The following is a 16,026-nucleotide window of genomic DNA, read 5'->3' on the forward strand; positions in this document are numbered from 1 at the left end:
TGGCCGGCGGGCTGGATTGCCGGGTCGGCGGTGGGCCGGAGCGGCGGTGGGGCGTGTGCGGTCGGGCGAGGTGACGATGCGGCGGGGCGGTCAGGGGCGTGGGCGGGTGGTCTCAGGCAGCGTCGGCACCGCGTGCAGGTGCCGGGCCGGGCGGCTCTGCGGCCCGGTCGCCCGCAACGCGAGCACCGCTATGTCGTCGTGGTCGCCGTGGGCCAGCCAGTCGCAGGTCACCTGCTCCACGCGTTCGGCCAGGGCCGGGGCGGGCATGCGGTGGCAGCCGCCGAGCACGTGCAGCAGCCGGTCGGCGCCGAACTGCTCGTCGCCGCGCCGGCCGCCCCGGGCCTCGGTCACCCCGTCGCTGTAGAGCAGGCACGTCTCGCCCGGCGCCAGCTCGACGGTCACCTCCCCGATGCGCGGGTCGGGCACCACCCCGATCAACATGCCCCTCAGGGCGACCGTCTCCACCTCGCCGGAGGAGCGCAGCACCAGCGGTGGCAGGTGGCCGCCGCCGGACATGGTCAGGGTCAGGCCGCCGTCGCGCCGGGGGCGCACCACCCCGAGCACCATGGTCGCGAAGCGGCCCTGCCCGTGCGCCAGGGTGGTCTCCAGGAGCGCGTCGTTGAGCAGCCGCAGCAGCCGGGCGGGGTGCGACTCCACCCGGTGCAGCGCCTGTAGGCACTGGCGCAGCTGGCCGGTGAAGACGGCCGCCTCGACGCCCTTGCCGGAGACGTCGCCGAGGAAGAACACCGCGCCGCCGTCGGGCAGCCGGTGTGAACCGTAGAAGTCGCCGCCGATGCGCAGCCCCGCCTGCGCCGGCCGGTAGGCCGTGCCCCACTGCACGCCCGGCACCTCGGCCGGCTCCACCGGCAGCAGGCTGGCCTGGAGGGTGTCGGCGACCTCGGCCTGGTCGCGGTAGAGCACGGCGGTGGTGAGCGCCGCGCCGGCCCGGGCCGCGAACGCGCGGACCAGGTCGACGTCGGCCTCGTCGTAGTAGCGGGCCGAGCGCCGGGCGACGAGCAGCGCGCCCGCCGGCAGGTCCCGGCCGGGCAGCGGCACCACGCGCACGCTCACGTCGACGGCGTCCAGGCCGGGCAGCCAGCCCGCCTCGACCGCCTGCTCGACCAGCCAGTCCAGCGTGTGCGGCTCGCCGCCGGCGAGCCCCTCGTCGATGGCCGCCGGCAGGTCGACGGCGTCGAGCACGCCGCTGTCCACGCTCGGCGTCTCGTCGTCGGTCCGGGCGGCCCGCCACCAGCGGGCCCGGCCGGAGCGCGGGGCGAGCACCAGCACGGCCACCTCGGCGAGGGTCGGCACGGCGAGCCGGACCACGGCCGCGGCCGCCCGGTCGGGGTGCAGCGGGTTGCCGAGCTTCTCCCCCACCACGGCCAGGAAGGCCGAGCGGGCCCGCTCGGCCAGCAGTGCGTCGGCCCGGGTGACGCTCTCGGTGACGTCCTCGACGTAGTGGCAGCTCCGGGCGGCGGACAGCGGCACCTCGCGGACGCGCAGCCGGCGGCCCCGGTGGCCGAACTCGCCACCGACCGGCGGCGTACGCAGACCCGCCACCCCGGACGCGGCGAGCAGCTCGCCGACGGTCACCTCGGGCAGCAGCCGCTCGGCGACCGGGCTCAACTGGCGCACCACGCCGTCGGCGTCGCAGACGATCAGGCCCTCGCGGAAGTGCTCGACGACCTCCGCCCAGTCGGGCGCGGGCGGCCCCCGGTCGGCGGCCAGGGGCGGCAGCGCGGCGGGCGGACGCACCGGAACGTCGGCGGACCACACCGGAGCCCGGGCGGCACTCGGCGTGGAGATCCGTCCGTCGCCCGGGTCCCAGTCCCTGACGTCGGCAGCAGTCACCAGCTGAGCCCCACTCCCTCTCGACACCCGCCCGACACCCGAGGGCCGCCGGAAACGGCGTATGTGGTCCAATCTCCTCACCCCACCCTACGCCGGTCCGCCGGCACCGCCACCCCACGCTGCCCTGAGCTGCCGAATCGCTCTCGACAGGCGGCATCGGCCGGGGATTGTTACGATCCGAGACGAACCTGCCCCGACCGGCAGCCCTGCGGAAAGGCGTGATCGTGGCACCCCAGGGGAGGAAACCCGAGGCGACCCCGCTGACCATGTCCGTCGATGCGAGCGATCCCGGCGCGCCCCTCATCCGGGTCGGCGGTGACCTCGCCTTCACCACCGCCGCGCCGCTACGGCACGAGGTGGACCGGCAGCTCGCCGAGCGTCCGCCGGTGCTCGTGCTCGACTTCGCCGACCTGCAGTTCATCGACAGCACCGGGCTGTCGGTGATCGTGCACGCGTGGCGGGAGGGGCAACAGGGCGGCACCATCCTGCGGCTGCGCTCGACGCCCCGCTTCCTGGCGACCATCCTCGACATGACCGGCGTCACCGGGCTGCTCGCCCGCCCGCTGCCCGGCGGCGCGCAGTCCGCCGGAGCGTCCGGTTCGCAGCGGTCTGCGGCATCCGCCTGACTGCCCCCGGCGTTTGTCGATCACCACCGGCTGGGAACATGGAGACATGGCAGCCCCGCTGTTGACCATCGAGGTGAGCCGGCTCGCCGCCGGGCGCGCCCGGCTTCGGCTGGCCGGCGAGCTGGACTACGACACCGCGCCGGAGCTGGTGGAGGCCGCCGAGAGGGTGCGCCGCGACGGCTGCGCCGAGCTGGAGATCGACCTCGGCGGGATCACCCTCTGCGACTCCTCCGGCCTGAGCGCGCTCGTGGTGATCCACCGCAACGGGGCCGGGCCGATCCGGTTGACCGGCACGAGCGACCAGCTGCAACAGCTGCTCGACCGCACGGGCCTGGCCGAGGTGCTGACCACCCACCAGACCCGGACCACCGCCACCACCGACACGGCCTGACCCCCACCCCTCCCACCCCCCTGACCCCCTGCTCCCCTCCCGGCCGGTGCCACCCGGTGATCAAGAGGTGCGCCTCAGCGCGGAGATCGACTTTGACGCTTCTCTCCTGGTCACCGGGCGGAGCCGGGGGCCGGGGCGGGCGGGACGGGGGCAGGGGCGGGCGTGGAGGCAGTGGGGCGTCAGGGTGGGAGAAGGCGTGGCGTTGGTCGGTGGAGGGAGGGCGCTGGTGGGGGCCGGTCGGAAGGCAGTCCTGGCAGTGGCGCTTGCGGGGGGTCTCGTGGGCGGGTGCACGCCGACGGCGCGTCCGGCCACGTCCGACGCCACCGCCGCGCCCGGTGCCACCGCCGCGCCCGACGCGACCGCCGTGCCTGACACCGCCGCCGCCGGCGGCACGGCGGTTCCCGGGTCGAGGGGGTTCCCGGTTCCCCCGCCCGGCGAGCTGGCCACGCTGGAACGGCGGTTCGACGCGCGGCTGGGCGTCTACGCGGTCGACACCGGCACCGGCCGCACGCTCGCCTACCGGGCCGACGAGCGGTTCGCGTACGCCTCGACGATCAAGGCGCTCGCGGCCGGCGCGCTGCTCGCCCGGACCTCGGAGGCGGAGCTGGACCGCGTCGTCCGCTACGACCGCGCCGACCTGGTGCCCCACTCGCCGGTCACGCAACGGCACGTCCCGGACGGGATGACCCTGCGCGCGGTCGCCGACGCGGCGGTGCGGCACAGCGACAACACCGCCGCGAACCTGATGTTCACCGAGCTCGGCGGTCCCGCCGGGCTGGGGCGGGCGCTGCGCGGCATCGGCGACACCGTCACCAACCCGACGCGCACGGAGACGAGCCTCAACGAGGCCGCGCCGGGCGACGTCCGCGACACCAGCACGCCCCGCGCCCTGGCCGGCTCCCTGCGGGCGTACGCCCTCGGCGACGCCCTCTCCCCCGCGGACCGCGGCGTGCTGGTCGACTGGCTCAGGCGCAACACCACCGGGGCGACGCTGATCCGGGCCGGCGCTCCCGCCGGCTGGCAGGTCGGCGACAAGACCGGCGCGGGCGGATACGGCACCCGCAACGACATCGCCGTGCTGTGGCCGCCCGACGGCGCGCCCGTCGTGCTCGCCGTGCTGTCCCGCCGCGACGCGAAGGACGCGCAGCCCGACGATGCCCTGATCGCCGAAGCCACCCGGGTGGTGCTCGACGCGCTGCGCCCCCGGCTCCTAGCCGACCCCACCCCACCCCACCCCACCCCCACCCCACCCCACCCCGTACGCCGATCTTGCACTTTGGGCCCCCACGATGGGCGCTTTCACCCGTTTTTCCCGGGCCGAAACTGCAAGATCAGCGCGTGGGGTGGGGGGTCCGGGGGTCCGGGGGGTGGGGTGGGGTGGGGGCGTTTCGGGGGCGGCCGGGTCGGGAACGCGACCGCCGAGACAGGGTACCGAGGAGAGCGAGGTGTGTGTCATGCGCAAGCAGATGGAGGGGGACAACCAGCGCCGCCGGGCGCTCGCGCGTCAGGCCCGGGAGCGCGGCCGGCAGGCCAGCGAGACCGGGGCCAGCCTGAGCGCCTCCAAGCAGCTCACCCACCTGGACCAGGGCAAGCGGGCCGGGCCGGCGCCGGCCGGGCGGCACAAGCCGGACAGCACCCGGGGCGGTCCCGCCCCGCCACCGGCCGCCCCGCCCTCCACCGCTCGGTCCCGACCCGCGCGGTCCCGGGCCACCGGCGGTCCGGGCGAGGCACCGGCCACGGCCGGGATCGGGTACCGGGACCTGGTCGACGACGTGGGCCGGCGGGCCGGTGTCGACTTCGACACGGCGAAGGTCGCGGCGGAGGCGACGGTGCTGGCCCTCGCCTGGGCGCTGGACCAGGGGGCGCGGGAGCGGCTGCTCCAGGCGGTGCCCGTGAAGCTGCACGACGTGGTGCCGATCGACGGCATCGAACGCCATCGTGACCTGCCGGGCTTCGTCGGCGAGGTGGCCCGGATCAGCGGCCGTACCCCGGAGCAGGCCCGCCGGCAGGCGGAGGCGACCCTCGGCGCGTTGGCCGACCGCGACGGCGACCTCGTCGCCGCGCTGCACGTGCCGGACGGGCTACGCGACCTGCTGGGCCCGGCGGCCGGGGGTTGAGCGCGTGGGCCGGCGGGCCACCGCGCCCGCCGGTCCGCCCCGGCCAGGCCGACCGGCAAACGCGACCGGTGCGGCCGGCGGCTACGGTGCCGGGATGCACTCCGCCGCCGAGGGGCCGGAACTCGTGGCCGACCCGGCCCGCCGCACCGGGCGCATCCTGCTCGCCGGGGGCGTCGCCCAGTCCTACGTCGACGTCGCCGACCCCCGCCACCTGCACTTCGAGTACGTCCGCCGGATGGCGGCCGTGGTCGATCTCGCCGCGCCGCCCGGCGCGGCGGTCGACGCGTTGCACCTCGGCGGGGGCGCGCTGACCCTGCCCCGCTACGTCGGGGCGACCCGGCCCGGCTCGGTCCAGCAGGTGGTGGAGCGCGACCCGGCCGTCGTCGAGCTGGTCCGCCGGGAGCTGCCCGCGCCACCGCCGGGCGTACGCGTCGACATCGCCGACGCCCGCGCGGCGGTGGAGGCGGTCCCGGCGCAGGGGTACGACCTGGTCCTCACCGACGTCTACCGGGCCGCCCGGATGCCGGGGCACGTGGCGAGCGTCGAGTTCGCCGCCGAGGCCGCCCGGGTGCTGCGCCCCGACGGGATCCTCCTGGTCAACGTCACCGACCTGCCGCCGCTGGTGTTCACCCGCGCCCGGGTGGCCACCCTGCGGGCCGCGTTCGCCGACGTCTGCCTGCTCGCCGACCGGCGGATGCTGCGCGGGCGGCGCTACGGGAACCTGGTGCTCGCCGCCGCGCGCCGGCCGGGCCGGCTGCCGGTGGGCCGGCTGGCGACGCGCGCGGCCCGCGACCCGGTGCCGGGGCAGGTGCTGCACGGCGCGGCCCTCGACCGGTTCGTCGCCGGGGCACGTCCGGGCACGGACACGTCCCTCGGCGTCGGGTGACCGCGACACCGCGGTGGCGGGCAAGGGCTGCCGGGCGGCCTCTTCGGCACCGCCGCCACCCTCGGCCCCTCACCGGCCGCGGAACGGGGCAGCACGGTGCGAAGCGGACGCCGGGTCCGGGTTTCCGGAGCGCCGGCCGGGGTAGCCGCGCCGGATGAGGAACGCCGAGGACCGGGCGGCCGCCCGGCGGGCGGCCATCGTCATCGGCCTGGTGCTGGCGACCCTGGTCGTGCTGGCCCTGGCCTGGGCCACCCGGCGGGTGCTGACCTGGACGGTCGTCGCCGTCTTCTTCGCCATCGCACTGAAACCGCCCGTCGACGCCCTGCAGCGCCGCCTCGTGCGCCGCCGCACGGTGGCCACGCTGCTGGTCTTCGTGGCCGCGTTCGGCCTGCTCGCCGCGCTGGTGGCGGGGATCGTCCTGCCACTGCTGGACGAGCTGGGGCGCGCGGCCGACCGGGCGCCGGACGTGCTGCGGGAGACCCGGGCCGGCCGGGGGCCGTTCGGCGAGGCGCTCGAACGGCTGCGGCTGCGCCAGTACGTCGTGGGCCACTCGGCGCAGGTGCAGCAGTACGGCAACCGGCTGCGCGATCCCACGGTGGGGCTGGTCCGCAGCGTGCTGGAGACCGTCGCCGGGCTGGTCACCGTGGTCGTGCTGGCGTACCTGATGGTGCTGGAGGCCCCGAAGATGATCTCGGCGGGGCTGGGGTGGCTCGGCGACGGGCCCGCGGTGCGGGCGCGCCGGGTCGGTCGGGGCGTCTCCCGGGTGGTCACCGGCTACCTGAGCGGGAACCTGCTGATCAGCGTGATCTGCGGGGCGTTGACGTTCCTGGTGCTCGTCCTGACCGGGGTGCCGTTCGCCGGGGTGATCGCACTGCTGGTGGCGGTCGCCGACCTGGTGCCGCTGGTAGGCGCGACCATCGGCGCCATCCTCGCCGGGGGCGCCGGCTTCCTGCACTCCCCCACCGCCGGCATCGTGGTGCTGGTCTTCTTCGTGGTCTACCAGCAGGTCGAGAACCACCTGCTGCAACCGCTGATCATGTCGCGGGCGGTCCGGTTGAACCCGCTCACCGTCCTGGTCAGCGTGCTGTTCGCGGCGGAGCTGGCCGGGCTGGTCGGCGCGCTGCTGGCCATCCCCGTGGTCGGCGTGGGGCAGGTGCTGCTGCGCGAGTTCGCCCCACGCCGGGGTTAGGCGCAAGCAGGGGCGGGTGCAAGGAAGGGCCCCTTGTTAACGCTTTCAGTAGAGAAGGGTCCCCTTCTCACGGCCGAGCCCGCGCCCGCCCGCCGGCGAACGGGCGCGGCGCGGGCGGGCGGGCGAACGGGCGCGGGCGGTCCGTCAGCGGCGGTAGGCCGGGACCTCCGGCGACGAGCTCTCCAGCGGCACCGCGTTGGCCGGCACCAGGCCGAGCTGCACCGCCGGGCGGGGCAGGGCGGCGTCGAGCAGCCAGTCCACCCCGACCCGGGCCCGGTTGCCCGGCATCGCCAGCAGGTGGTAGCCCCGGGTGACGGCCTTGGCCGGCAGGCCGGCCAGCGAGACCTTCAGCGGGTTCGCCGCCGCGTCCCGGCCGCCGAGGTCGACCACCCAACCCAGGTCGTGATGCTTGTACGGGCGACGCCGGCCCTGCCCGTAGGAGGCCGCGATGTTGTGGGCCACCAGCCGGCCCTGCCGCTGGGCGTGCTGGGCCGTCATCGTGCAGATCTTCCCGGGCTGCGTCAGGTCGGGCACCGCCGCCGCGTCCCCGCAGGCGTACACCTCGGGGAAGCCGGGCACCGTGAGGTACTCGTCCACCACGAGCCGGCCCTTCTCGGTACGCAGGCCCAGCTCGGCGACGAACGGGTCGGGGCGCACGCCGACGCACCAGACGAGGCTGCACGTGGGCACGTACTCCCCGTCGGTGAGCATCACCCCGTCGGGGGTGGCCTCCGACACGGAGACGCCCATCCGCACGTCGACGCCGCGCCGCCGCAGCACCCGGTCGGCGGTGCGGGACATCCGCTCGTCGAGCTCCGGCAGCACCCGGGGGGCCACGTCGAGCAGCATCCAGCGGGGCCGGACGCCGAGGTGCGGCCGCTGGGCGACCAGCCGGTCGGTGAACAACTGCCCGTGGGCGGCGACCTCCGTGCCGGTGTAGCCGGCGCCGACGACCACGAACGTGGTGCGCGCCCGCTGCTCGGCCGGGTCGTCGGTCAGCTCCGCCAGCTCGATCTGGCGGACCACGTGGTCGTGCAGGTAGAGCGCCTCGGGCAGGCCGCGGAACCCGTGGGCGTACTCGGTCACGCCGGGGATGGGCAGCAGCTTGTTGACGCTGCCGACGGCGAGCACCAGCCGGTCGTACGCGAGCCGGCCGCCGTCGCCCTCCGGCATCCGGTAGCCGACCCAGCGGTTCTGCAGGTCGACCCGGTCGGCCTCGCCGACGACCACCCGCACGCCGTCGAGGGTGCCGCTGAGCGGCACGCTGAGCCGCCCGGGTTCGACCACGCCGGCGGCCACCTCGGGCAGCAGCGGCAGGTAGAGGAAGTAGTCGGTCGAGTTCAGCAGCACGATCTCGGCCTTGTTGCGGGCGGTCCGGCTCAACGTCTTCGCCGCGTGGTAACCGGCGAATCCGGCCCCCACGATCACCACACGAGGTTTCGTCATGACGGGTGCCGTTCCCGCCCTGGCCGGGGACAAACGTGCCGGGACGCACCGCCGGGCACCGGGAGCCGGCCGGGCGACGGCCGACGCGGACGACGCCGTCAGGGCACCATCCAGGACAGCAGCGGCGTGGCCTGGAGCCCCACCAGCAGGCACATCAGGGCGAGCAGCAGCACGCTCCAGCCGAACATCCGGCGGAACAGGTCGCCCTCCCGGCCGGTGAGGCCGACGGCCGCGGCGGCGATGGTGAGGTTCTGCAGGCTGATCATCTTGCCCAGCGTGCCGCCGGAGGCGTTGGCGGCGGCGAGCAGGACCGGGTCGAGGCCGGCCCGCTGCGCCGCCGCGACCTGGAGCGCGCCGAACAGCGAGTTCGACGACGTGTCCGAGCCGGTCAGGGCGACCCCGAGCCAGCCGAGGACGGGGGCCAGGACGGCGAACAGGGTGCCCGCGCCGGCCATCCAGACGCCGAGGGTGGCGATCTGCCCGGACGCGTTCATCGTGAACGACAGCGCCAGCAGGCCGACCACCGTCAGCACGGCCCAGCGCAGCTCGTACAGGGTGCGCCCGTAGAGCCGCCCGGCCTCGCGCGGGGAGACCCGCAGCAGCGCCATCGTGACGAGGCCGGCCACCAGCAGCAGCGAGCCGGGCGCGGCGAGCCAGGCGAAGCGGAAGGTCGACAGGGGCGACGGGGCGCCGGCGGCGGTGAGCACGTGCAGGCCGGGCCAGGAGACGGCGAGCGTGCCGGCGTCCAGCAGGCGCTTGACGGCCGGCACCTGGGAGACGGCGAAGACCGCCACGATGGTGACGTAGGGCGCGTACGCCAGCCACGCCCGGCCCGGCGGCGGCGTGGCGCCCTCCGGCGGGCCCTGCGGCGACCCGGCGGGCCCCGCCCCGCCCGCCGGCGACGCGGCGGAATCCGACAACGCGACGGACCCCGGCGACGCGACGGACCCCGACGACGCGGCGCGCTCGGGCGGGCCGTCACCGGCCGGTGCGGGCACCGGCCGGCGTGCCCGGCGGGTGACGAGCAGCAGGACGCCCGCCCCCGCGAAGGCGGCGACGATGTCGGCGAGCGCGGCCGTCAGGAGGTTCGTGGTGGCGAACTGGGCCAGCGCGAACGCGATGCCGCAGGCCAGCGCCGGACGCCACAGCTCCCGCAGCCCCCGGCGGCCGTCGACGACGAGGAGCAGCACCAGCGGGACGAGGACCGCCACCACGGGGACCTGCCGGCCGGCCATCATGCCCAGCTCCGTCGCGGGCAGCCCGGTCACCCCGGAAAGGGTGGTGATCGGCAGCCCGAGCGGCCCGAACGCGGCCGGCACCGTGTTGGCGACCAGCGCCACGGTGGCCGCCCGGACCGGGGTGAACCCGAGGGCCAGCAGCATGACCGTGGTGACGGCCACCGGCGTGCCCTGACCGGCGAGCGCCTCCAGCAGCGATCCGAAGCAGAACGCGATCACCATGGCCTGCACGCGCCGGTCGTCGCTGATCCGGGCGAAGCCGCGTCGCAGCGTGTCGAAGTGTCCCGTGTGCACGGTCATCCGGTAGATCCAGATCGCCGTGCCGAACGTCCACACCAGGGGGAAGAGCGCGAACGTCGCGCCCTGCCCGGCGGCCAGCAGCGTCTGCGCCAGCGGCATCCGCCACAGCGCCCACGCCAGGACGACCGCCACGGCCAGCGCGCCGAACGCCGCCACCCAGGCGCGGGTACGCGCGACCCCGAGCAGGAGGAACAGGGTGAGCAGGGGCAGCGCGGCGCAGGCGGCGCTCAGCGCGAGCGAGCCGGCCACCGGTTGCAGGGGCTGCTGGTACATCGAGACCACCTCGGGTGCGACGCCCCCCGGTCCCGGCGGCGTGGAGTTGGGCTCATCCCACCCAGGATCCGCGCACGCCGCTTCTTCGAGGTTGCCCTGCCGCCGGGCCGGTTGCGCAATCTCGAAGAGGCCGGCCCCGCCCCGGGCCGGCTACCGTCGCGGCATGAGCCGAGCGGGCGCCGCCGTGGTGCTGGGCGCGAGCATGGCCGGGCTGATCGCCGCCCGGGTGCTCAGCGACGCGTACGACAGCGTCACGCTCGTCGACCGCGACGCGCTGCCCGACGGCGTCGCGCACCGGCGCGGGGTGCCCCAGTCGCGGCAACTGCACGTGCTGCTGGCCCGGGGCCGGGCGGCGCTCGACGAGCTGTTCGACGGCCTCAGCGACGAGCTGCACGCCGCCGGCGCGCCCCTGGTCGACCTCAACGGGCAGGTGCACTGGTGCAACGACGGCCACCTGATGCGCCGGTCCGCGTCCGACCTGGTCGGGGTGGGCGTGAGCCGCCCCCTGCTGGAGCGCACGGTGCGGGCCCGGGTGGAGCGGCTGGCCAACGTCCACTTCCGCCCGCCCGCGGAGGCGACCGCCCTGTGCGCCTCCGACGACCGCCGCCGGATCACCGGGGTCCTGCTGACGCCGCGCGGCGGGGCGGCGTACCGGCTCGACGCCGACCTGGTGGTCGACGCCTGCGGTCGGGCGTCGCGCAGCCCGGCGTGGCTGGCCGCGCTCGGCTATCCGGCCCCGGTCGAGCAGCGGGTCGCCGTCGACGTGACCTACGTCACCCGCACCTACGAGCGCGACCCCCGCCACCTCGACGGCCTGCTCGGCGCGTTGACCAACGCCGTACCGGGACGCCCGCGCACCGGCATCGTCGCCGCCCAGGAGGACGGCCGCTTCGCGGTGGCGCTGAGCGGGGTGCTCGGCGAGCAGCCGCCGCTGGACGACGAGGGCTACGCCCGGTTCGCCGAGTCGCTGGGCCAGCCGCTGATCAGCCAGGTGGTGCGCGAGGCCGTCCCGGTGGGCGGGCCGGCGCTGATGCGCTACCCGGCGAGTGTGCGGCGGCGTTACGAGCGGCTGCGCCGCTTCCCCGACGGGTTCCTGGTGTTCGGCGACGCCCTGTGCAGCTTCAACCCCGTCTACGGTCAGGGCATGACGGTCGCGGCCGGCGAGGGCCTGCTGCTGCGGCGGCTGCTGGCCGGCGACCGACGCCGGTTGCGGCGACGGTTCTTCCGGGGCGCCGGCCGGCTCATCGACGGGCCGTGGTCCATCGCGGTCGGCACGGACCTGCGGTTCCCCGGCGTGGCCGGGCGGCGCACGCCGCGGGTCCGGCTCGTCAACGCGTACGTGCACCGGCTGCACGCGGCGGCGCGCACCGACGCGGTCCTGGGCACCGCGTTCCTGCGGGTGCTCAACCTCGTCGACCCGCCGCACCGGCTGCTGCGGCCGGCGATCGTGGCCCGGGTGCTGCGGGGCGGCACCCGGACCGGGTGAGTGTCGGAGGCCGGGTGCGCGTCAGGCCCCGGGTGGGCGTCAGGGGCCGCCGAGGACGGCGAGCAGCCCCTCGGCGAAGGTGCGCCGCCAGTTGACGTAGTCGTGCCCGCCCCGGTATTCCGCGTAGGTCACCTGGTGGCCGCGGGCGAGCAGCAGATCCCGGAAACGGCGGTTGACGGAGAGCTGGTCGACCTGCTCGGGGCGGGGCCAGGTGTTCTCCCGGTCCCCCACGTCCAGGTAGAACCGCACGGGCGCGGCGGGCCACCCGGCGTACGCGCGGGTCAGCCACTCCCGCTCGCCGGGCCGCGCCGACGCGGGCCACCAGAAGCTGCCCGACTGGGCGATCACCGCGCCGAACGCGCCGGGGGCGGCCAGCGCCACGTACGCGGCGGCGAGCCCGCCCAGCGACGAGCCCGCGATGACCCGGCGGGCGGGGTCGTCGGTGACCGCCCAGCGCCGCCGGGCCCAGGGCAGCAGCTCCCGGATGACGAACGCGCGCAGCGCGGCCGACGGGCGCAGCTCGGTCATCCGGCGCGCCCCGCTGGGGGCCGAGACGAACAGCGCCAGGGTCGGCGGGATCCGCCCGGCGGCGATCAGGTTGTCCAGCGTCGCGGGCACCCGCAGCAGCGCCCGGGAGAGGTAGCCGTCGAAGACCACCAGCAGCGGCAGCGGCCCGGTGGCCGGGACCGCCGGCCGGTAGACCGCGACGCGGCGGCGGCCGCCCCAGGCTGCGGTGCGCACGCCGGTGGTCAACACGGTCCCCCGGGGCACGCCGGGGTGGTGCCGGATCCAGGGCTCGTCGGGGGCCTTCGGCAGCTCCAGCAGAGACGTCCACAGCTCCCGGTCGTTGGGGTCGGCGGGGTCGGCGGGCAGCCGGAACGGGTGGTGGTTGAACACGTCGAGGTGGGTGGGGCCCCGGCCGGTGGCGTCGGTCGGCAGTGCCGGCGAGCCGTGCCGTAGGAAGTAGATGGTGCGCAGGTCGACCGGCAGCCGCTGCGAGCCGTGCCACAGGTCGGTGCCCGGGACGCGGCGCAACGCCAGGTCGATGCCCCAGCCGGTGGTGGTCTGGGCCGCCTCCCCCCGCCACAGGAAGGTCACCAGGGCGCTGTCGCCGTCGACCTGCTCGATCAGGGGCGTGCCCCGGGCGGCGACCTCCCGCCAGAAGTCGGCGAGCGCCTGTGCGCCGCCGGCGCGCAGGTCGTGCAGCAGGCGGGCGATGCGTGGGCTGGTCTCCGGCACGGCTGGTCCCTGTCTCGTCGATCGGGTCGGAGGGGCGGGATGGTGGGGCGAGGTGGTGGGGGTGGTGGGGCGAGGTGGATCAGGGTGGTGGGGGCCGACGCCCGGGGCGGGGTGGGCGCGGCGGCGGGGCGACCGACGGCAGCCGTGGCCGCCGCGCCGCCGGCACCGGCACCCCGGCGGCGCGCCGGCCGGGCCCCGGCTCAGTTGCCGCTGGGGTTGCTCGCACTGGTCGTCTCCACCTTGTCCAGCTTCCGAATGACGATCTGCTCCACGCCGCTCACCTCCCTCCCGTCGACTGGTGGCCGGCCGGCCCCGCCACCGGCACGGCGCGGCGGGCGCGGCGAAGGGTGCTGCGCAGCCGCCGACCGTGCCGCCGCCACCATGCCCAGCACCACACCGCCCAGGAGCCGCCGAGCACGGCGACGGCGGCGGCGAGGCAGGCGGCGGTGCCGACGACCAGCAGCGACGCGTACCAGCGGACGGCCCGGCGTTCCCGGGCGGGCAGCGCCAGGCTCGGGTCGCGGCCCGGCCGGCGGGCCGCCCGCCGCAGCCACCACCGGGCGTACGCGACGCCGTCGGCGTGGAGGTTGCGCGCGCCCGCGACGTCCTGCAGGACGAGGTAGACGTCGGTGCGCACGAGGACGAGGAACTGCACCGGCAGCGGCAGCTCACCGGCGCGATGCCCGCCCGGTGGCGACCACCGCGTCGACCGCTTCGCCGCCGCAGCCGGCCGGGCAGCGTGGGTGCGGCGGGTGGGCGATGAGGAAGTGCTGGTCGGCGGCGACGAGGTTGATCCCCTGGAGCTGCCCGGGGCGCACGGCCGGCACGCCGGTGAGCAGCGCCGACGCCAGGTGGGCGGCGAGGTGGCCGGAGAGCCCGGCGGAGGCGGCGCTGACCGCGCTGCTGCTCTCCCGCTCCACCGTGTACTCGGCGGCCGGGTCGTCGCGGCGGCGCTTGTCGTGCTCGGCCAGCCAGAAGCACTCGTAGCAGGGGCCGAGCCCGGGCAGGTAGGCCGCCGCCGTCACCACCGGCCCGTGGTAGCCGGCGTCGACCCACGGGGTGCCGGTGTCCAGGCAGACCCGGTTGGCCCAGGCCCGGATGGCGCCCGGCCGGTCGGCGCAGAGCACCAGCACGTCGCGGTCGGCGACCAGCCGCCGCAGGTCGGCCGGCCCGCGTACCTCCGCCTGCTCGCCGGTGACGTCGATGTCGGAGTTGAGCCGGCGCAGCCGGGCGACGGCGACGTCCGCCTTGGGCCGGCCGATGTCGTCCTCGACGTACACGGTCTGGCGGTTGAGGTTGGACAGCTCGACCACGTCGGGGTCGACGCAGTGCAGCCGCCCCACGCCGCTCGCGGCGAGGGCGAGCGCGACGGCCCCGCCGGTGCCGCCGAGCCCGACGACGACGGCCCGGGCCCGCTTCAGGGCGACCTGCGGCTCCCAGGAGGAGGCGCGCGGGACCAGGTCGATCCACCGGTGGAGGCGGCGGCTGCGGTCGTAGCGCTCGCGGTCCCGGTCGGTGAGCTCCGGCGGGTCGGGGGCCGCCGCGTCGGCGAGGTAGCCGGCGGCGGCGAACTGGTCCAGCGCGGCGCGCACCGCCCGCGCCGACTCGGTGGGGTGCGCGGCGAGGACCCGCGCGACGATCTCGTCGGCGCTGCGGGTGCCGTCGGCGGCGCGCAGCGTCGTCCAGATCGCCCCGGTGGGGTCGAGGACCTCGGCGGCGATGCCGTAGACCGTGCCGCCGATGCGGATCCGTCCGCCGGGCAGCCGGTGCAGGCCGTGCTCGGGCTTCACCTGCGGATACCACCCGGACGTCATGAGTGAAGCCATCGATCCTCGCCCCCGTACGGCAGATCGCTGTCTTGGCGATCAGCCTGGCGGACGGCGGTGACGAAAGCAACACCCCGTGTCCGAACGGTGACCCGGACGGCGTGCGCCGGCCCGGGCCGGCGCCCGACGCCGGGCCCGCAGGTCGGCTCCTACAGGGCGATGGAGAAGTGCGCGACGACGCCGTTGTGGTCGGAGTTGGTCCCGCCGACGATGTCGTAGTCGTTCAGCCACATCTCCCGGTACTCCTCGAGGCGCTTCCAGAAGTAGATGTAGTCGATGTGCCGGTTGCCGTGCGTCCCGTTGCCCTTCTCGCCGAGGAGGTTGTAGCAGGATCGCAGGTTGGGCAGGTCGTTGGCCTCGAAGACCTTCCACGGGAACTTCTCGTACCCGTAGGCCCGGTCGGCGCTGAAGTCGACGTTGAGGTCGCCGCTGACGATGACCTGCCCCTGGTCCTTCTTCACGGCGGCCAGGTTCTTGAGGTCCTGGAACTGCTTCTCGGCGCACCTGGTGCGCGGCAGGTCCTCCGGGCGGCCGTTCTCCTCGATGCTGGCGTTGGCGTGCGCGTTGATGTGGAACACGCTGCGGCCGCTCTGCTTGTGCCGGTACCGGACCCAGTTGTCGTAGCGGGCCGGCGGCGCCTCGCCGGGCCCGTTGGTGTCGCACACGAAGACCGAGTCCTTGTCGAGCACGTCGAACATGCTCTTGCGGGCCAACAGCGCCTCTCCCGCGGCCTGCGTCGGCTCGGGCGCGTACAGCCACCAACCGTTCGCGGCGGCCCAGTCCTGCAGGTACGCCTTCCGGCCGCCCACCTCGTTGAGGCCGACCAGGTCCGCCTTCGAGGTGATCAGTTGCAGGTCCTCGACGAACTGGGCCTGGGTCAGCTCGTAGAGGATGTTCAACGTCGCCACCCTGAAGGTCGCGTTCGCCGCGGCTGCCGGGGGCGCGGGCAGCAGACCGGCCACCAGCACGACCGAGCCGACCAGAGCACCCGCGCCGCGGGCCAACCACCGTCCTGCACGCCGCATCGACGCTTCCCCCTCGCTGCCGTTCCGGACGGGACGTCGCGCGCGACGCCGACGCCGTTCCGGACGTAGACACTAACGGGCAAAGAAGTCATCATCATGAATACCTGGGCACGTTTTCGGCGCGTCCCGTCCC

12 protein-coding genes and 2 pseudogenes are annotated in these 16,026 nt (G+C 75.9%); 7 read left to right on the top strand and 7 right to left on the bottom strand.

Translation table 11 applies throughout. The features are described 5' to 3' along the window. Window positions 1-90: 90 nt before the first annotated feature. Complete coding sequence (locus tag O7633_RS05150) at window positions 91-1,851, bottom strand: PP2C family protein-serine/threonine phosphatase (RefSeq protein WP_282326386.1); 1,761 nt, start codon at window positions 1,849-1,851, stop codon at window positions 91-93. A gap of 224 nt (window positions 1,852-2,075) precedes the next feature. On the opposite strand from O7633_RS05150, the gene O7633_RS05155 reads away from it, so the two are divergent. The 6 genes and pseudogenes from O7633_RS05155 to O7633_RS05180 all read left to right on the top strand — a co-directional run bounded on the left by O7633_RS05155 (window position 2,076) and on the right by O7633_RS05180 (window position 7,060). Next, on the top strand, window positions 2,076-2,477 hold the full coding sequence (locus tag O7633_RS05155) for an STAS domain-containing protein (protein ID WP_282326388.1): 402 nt from the start codon (window positions 2,076-2,078) through the stop codon (window positions 2,475-2,477). A gap of 46 nt (window positions 2,478-2,523) precedes the next feature. Continuing rightward, entirely contained in the window at window positions 2,524-2,868 is a 345-nt protein-coding gene (locus tag O7633_RS05160; RefSeq protein ID WP_282326390.1) for an STAS domain-containing protein, read from the top strand. A gap of 223 nt (window positions 2,869-3,091) precedes the next feature. Then, window positions 3,092-4,057, top strand: a pseudogene (gene bla, locus O7633_RS05165) (class A beta-lactamase); the annotation flags it as partial. A gap of 265 nt (window positions 4,058-4,322) precedes the next feature. Then, window positions 4,323-4,970 (top strand): annotated as a pseudogene (locus O7633_RS05170) (DUF2267 domain-containing protein); the annotation flags it as partial. 109 nt (window positions 4,971-5,079) lie between these two features. Further along, window positions 5,080-5,871, top strand: a complete 792-nt coding sequence (locus tag O7633_RS05175; protein ID WP_282326391.1) for a fused MFS/spermidine synthase — start codon at window positions 5,080-5,082, stop codon at window positions 5,869-5,871. A gap of 154 nt (window positions 5,872-6,025) precedes the next feature. After that, on the top strand, window positions 6,026-7,060 hold the full coding sequence (locus O7633_RS05180) for an AI-2E family transporter (protein ID WP_282326393.1): 1,035 nt from the start codon (window positions 6,026-6,028) through the stop codon (window positions 7,058-7,060). Between the two features lie 144 nt (window positions 7,061-7,204). On the opposite strand, the gene O7633_RS05185 is transcribed toward O7633_RS05180, so the two are convergent. Continuing rightward, window positions 7,205-8,506: an NAD(P)/FAD-dependent oxidoreductase gene (locus tag O7633_RS05185; protein WP_282326394.1), complete on the bottom strand. Its 1,302-nt coding sequence runs from the start codon at window positions 8,504-8,506 to the stop codon at window positions 7,205-7,207. Window positions 8,507-8,604: 98 nt separating this feature from the next. Then, entirely contained in the window at window positions 8,605-10,317 is a 1,713-nt protein-coding gene (locus O7633_RS05190) for an L-lactate permease (protein WP_282326395.1), read from the bottom strand. Window positions 10,318-10,480: 163 nt separating this feature from the next. Between O7633_RS05190 and O7633_RS05195 the strand changes: the two genes are divergently transcribed. Beyond that, window positions 10,481-11,803 carry an FAD-dependent monooxygenase gene (locus O7633_RS05195; protein ID WP_282326396.1) on the top strand — a complete coding sequence of 441 codons (1,323 nt, stop codon included), beginning with the start codon at window positions 10,481-10,483 and terminating at the stop codon, window positions 11,801-11,803. Between the two features lie 39 nt (window positions 11,804-11,842). Here the strand turns inward: O7633_RS05195 and O7633_RS05200 are convergent, their stop codons facing one another. The 4 genes from O7633_RS05200 to O7633_RS05215 form a co-directional block, all read right to left on the bottom strand. Then, entirely contained in the window at window positions 11,843-13,042 is a 1,200-nt protein-coding gene (locus O7633_RS05200; protein ID WP_282326398.1) for an alpha/beta hydrolase-fold protein, read from the bottom strand. Window positions 13,043-13,319: 277 nt separating this feature from the next. After that, window positions 13,320-13,697 (bottom strand): hypothetical protein, encoded by a 378-nt coding sequence (locus tag O7633_RS05205; protein WP_282326399.1) that lies wholly within the window; start codon window positions 13,695-13,697, stop codon window positions 13,320-13,322. 13 nt (window positions 13,698-13,710) lie between these two features. Next, window positions 13,711-14,868: a ThiF family adenylyltransferase gene (locus O7633_RS05210; protein WP_282326400.1), complete on the bottom strand. Its 1,158-nt coding sequence runs from the start codon at window positions 14,866-14,868 to the stop codon at window positions 13,711-13,713. A 149-nt stretch (window positions 14,869-15,017) separates the two neighbouring features. Beyond that, complete coding sequence (locus O7633_RS05215) at window positions 15,018-15,893, bottom strand: endonuclease/exonuclease/phosphatase family protein (protein WP_282326402.1); 876 nt, start codon at window positions 15,891-15,893, stop codon at window positions 15,018-15,020. Window positions 15,894-16,026: the final 133 nt, after the last annotated feature.

This window comes from Micromonospora sp. WMMD712 (assembly GCF_029581295.1).
GTDB classification, from domain to species: Bacteria; Actinomycetota; Actinomycetes; order Mycobacteriales; family Micromonosporaceae; genus Micromonospora; species Micromonospora carbonacea.